This window comes from Embleya sp. NPDC005575, assembly GCF_040605455.1.
Lineage (GTDB): Bacteria > Actinomycetota > Actinomycetes > Streptomycetales > Streptomycetaceae > Embleya.
In genome coordinates, this window is record NZ_JBEXCV010000324.1 from 1 (window position 1) to 2,695 (window position 2,695).

At 72.1% G+C, this 2,695-nt stretch carries 2 protein-coding genes; one reads left to right on the forward strand and one right to left on the reverse strand.

Going from position 1 to position 2,695, the window contains the following annotated elements; translation table 11 throughout:
• Positions 1-1,089 (reverse strand): ferrochelatase (locus ABZS54_RS42705; protein ID WP_355548792.1); only part of this gene is annotated, 1,089 nt, incomplete at its 3' end.
• Between the two features lie 151 nt (positions 1,090-1,240).
• Between ABZS54_RS42705 and ABZS54_RS42710 the strand changes: the two genes are divergently transcribed.
• Positions 1,241-2,569: a D-arabinono-1,4-lactone oxidase gene (locus tag ABZS54_RS42710; protein WP_355548795.1), complete on the forward strand. Its 1,329-nt coding sequence runs from the start codon at positions 1,241-1,243 to the stop codon at positions 2,567-2,569.
• The last annotated feature ends 126 nt before the right edge of the window (positions 2,570-2,695 follow it).

The following is a 2,695-nucleotide window of genomic DNA, read 5'->3' on the forward strand; positions in this document are numbered from 1 at the left end:
CGGGTCGGCGCGCAGCGCCCGCGGGTCGGGGCAACAACCGACCGGGCACACGTCGTGCGCGGCGCCGAGCGCACCGAGCGCGCAGCGCGCGGGGACCTCGCCGCGCGCCGTGGCAGCGCGTTCGAGCACCAGCTCGCGCACCGCGCCGACGAACCTGGGGTCGGCGCCGGTGGTCGCGGCCCGGCTCACCGGCAGCCCGATCCGTGCGGCGGTCGCGGCGGCCTCCACGTCCAGGTCGTAGACCACCTCCATGTGGTCCGACAGGAACCCGATCGGTACCAGCACCACCGCCGACACCTCGTCGTCGCCGCCCAGTTCCACGAGGTGGTCGTTGACGTCGGGCTCCAGCCACGGCACTTGCGGCGGGCCGCTGCGGCTGGAGTACACCAGGTCCCAGTCGTGCTCGCGTCCGAGCACCCGTGCGACGCCCTCGGCGACCAGGCGCGCGGTCTCCCGGTGTTGTGCGACGTAGCCGCCGCCGGCCGGGCCCGCGGTGCGCGCGGTGACCGTGGGGATCGAGTGGGTGACCATCACCAGCCGGGCGCCGTCTTGTACCGGCTCGGGCAGTTCGGCCAACGCGGCCACCACGTGGTCCACGAGCGGTTCGACGAAGCCGGGGTGGTTGAAGAAGTGCCGCAGCTTGTCGAACGTGGGGGCCCGGTCGCCGACTTCGGCACGGGCTTCGAGCAGGTTCTCGTGATACTGCGCGCAGCCCGAGTAGGACGCGTACGCGCTGGTCACCAGGACCGCGGCCCGGCGGATCCCGTCGTCGGCCATCCGCCGCACGGTGTCCGCCAGGTACGGACGCCAGTTGCGGTTGCCCCAGTACACCGGCAGCCGCACGTCGTGCGCGGCCAGGTCGGTCTCGACCGCCGCGATCAGGGCGCGGTTGTGCGCGTTGATCGGGCTGGCGCCGCCGAAATGCGCGTAGTGGCCGGCGGCCTCCTCGAGGCGTTCGCGGGGCACCCCGCGTCCCGCGGTCACGTTCTCCAGGAACGGGAGCACCTCGTCGGGGGCGTCCGGACCGCCGAAGGAGAGCACCAGGAGCGCGTCGAACGGACTGGGGTCGGGGGCCTGGGTCGCGTGCATGCCTGTGATCCTCGCATCGCGGACCCCGCGGTCCCCAACTCCCCCGCCCGCGCGGGCGTGAGTTGCGGCGCAACCACGCGCGACCCCTTCCCGGTCCGGTGACCGGCGAGTAATGTCCGGCTGATCCCACGGCGACCCCAGGAGGAACCCGTTGAGCAGCGCCACCCCCGCCGTCTCCAAGACGCCCCCCACCTGGCGGAACTGGTCCGGGAACCAGTCCGCGAGGCCGCACTCGGTGCTCACCCCGAGGTCCGCCGAGGAGATCTCGGCCGCCGTGCGCCGGGCCGCCGGGCGCGGTCTCGCGGTCAAGGCCGTCGGCGCCGGGCACTCGTTCACCTCGGTCGCGGTCACCGATGGGGTGCAGATCCGGCCGGAGGGGCTGACCGAGGTGCACGCCCTCGACCGCGCGGCGGGCACCGTCACGGTCGGGTCCGGGACGCGGCTGCGCGACTTCAACACGCTGCTCACCGGCTACGGCCTGGCGCTCACCAACATGGGCGACATCGCGGTGCAGAGCCTGGCGGGCGCCACCTCCACCGGCACGCACGGCACCGGGCGGGCGTCCGGTTCGCTCGCGGCGCAGATCCGGGGCATGGAGATCGTGCTGGCGGACGGCGAGATCACCACGTGCTCGCCGACCGAGAACGCGGAACTGTTCGCGGGCGCCCGAGTGGGTCTGGGCGCGCTGGGCATCGTGACCGCACTGACGTTCGCGGTGGAGCCGAGCTTTGTGCTGGAGGCGCGCGAGGAACCGATGAAGTTCGACGCGGTGCTGGCCGACTTCGACGCGTTGTGCGCCGACAACGAACATTTCGAGTTCTATTGGTTTCCGCACACCGACAACTGCAACGTGAAGCGCAACAACCGGATCGAGGGACCGGCGAAGCCACTTTCGAAGGCGCGTTTCCTGCTGGACGACGAATTGTTGTCCAACGGCGTGTTCTCGCTCGCCTGCCGGGTGGGTCGGCGCGCGCCGAAAACGGTGCCCTCGATCGCACGGCTGTCCAGCCGCGCGTTGTCGGCGCGGACCTACTCGGACACCTCGCACAAGGTGTTCACCAGCCCGCGCCGGGTGCGCTTCATCGAGATGGAGTACGCCCTGCCGCGCGAGGCGGCGACGTCGGCGCTGGCCGAGGTGCGCGCCTTCGTCGAGGCCGCCGATCTGCCGATCAGCTTCCCGGTCGAGGTGCGGGTGGCCCCGGCGGACGATCTGTGGATGTCCACGGCGTACGGCCGCGATACCGCCTACATCGCGGTGCACATGTACAAGGGGACGCCGCACGAGCGGTACTTCACCGAGGTGGAGAAGATCATGGTCGGGCACGGCGGGCGTCCGCACTGGGGCAAGATGCACACCCGCGACGCGGACTACTTCGCGAAGCTCTACCCGAGGTTCGCCGACTTCACGGCGCTCCGGAACCGGGTGGATCCGGAGCGCCGCTTCGGCAACGACTACCTGCGTCGGGTGCTGGGCGACTGAGCCGCGGCGCCTAGCCGAGTTCCGATCCGAAGCCCGCGTTCGACGTCCGGTCGCCGTGTGCGGCGCCCTGACCGGTGCCGCCGGCGTCGTTGCCCGCCGCCGCTCCGCCGTTCGCCGCGCCGCCGC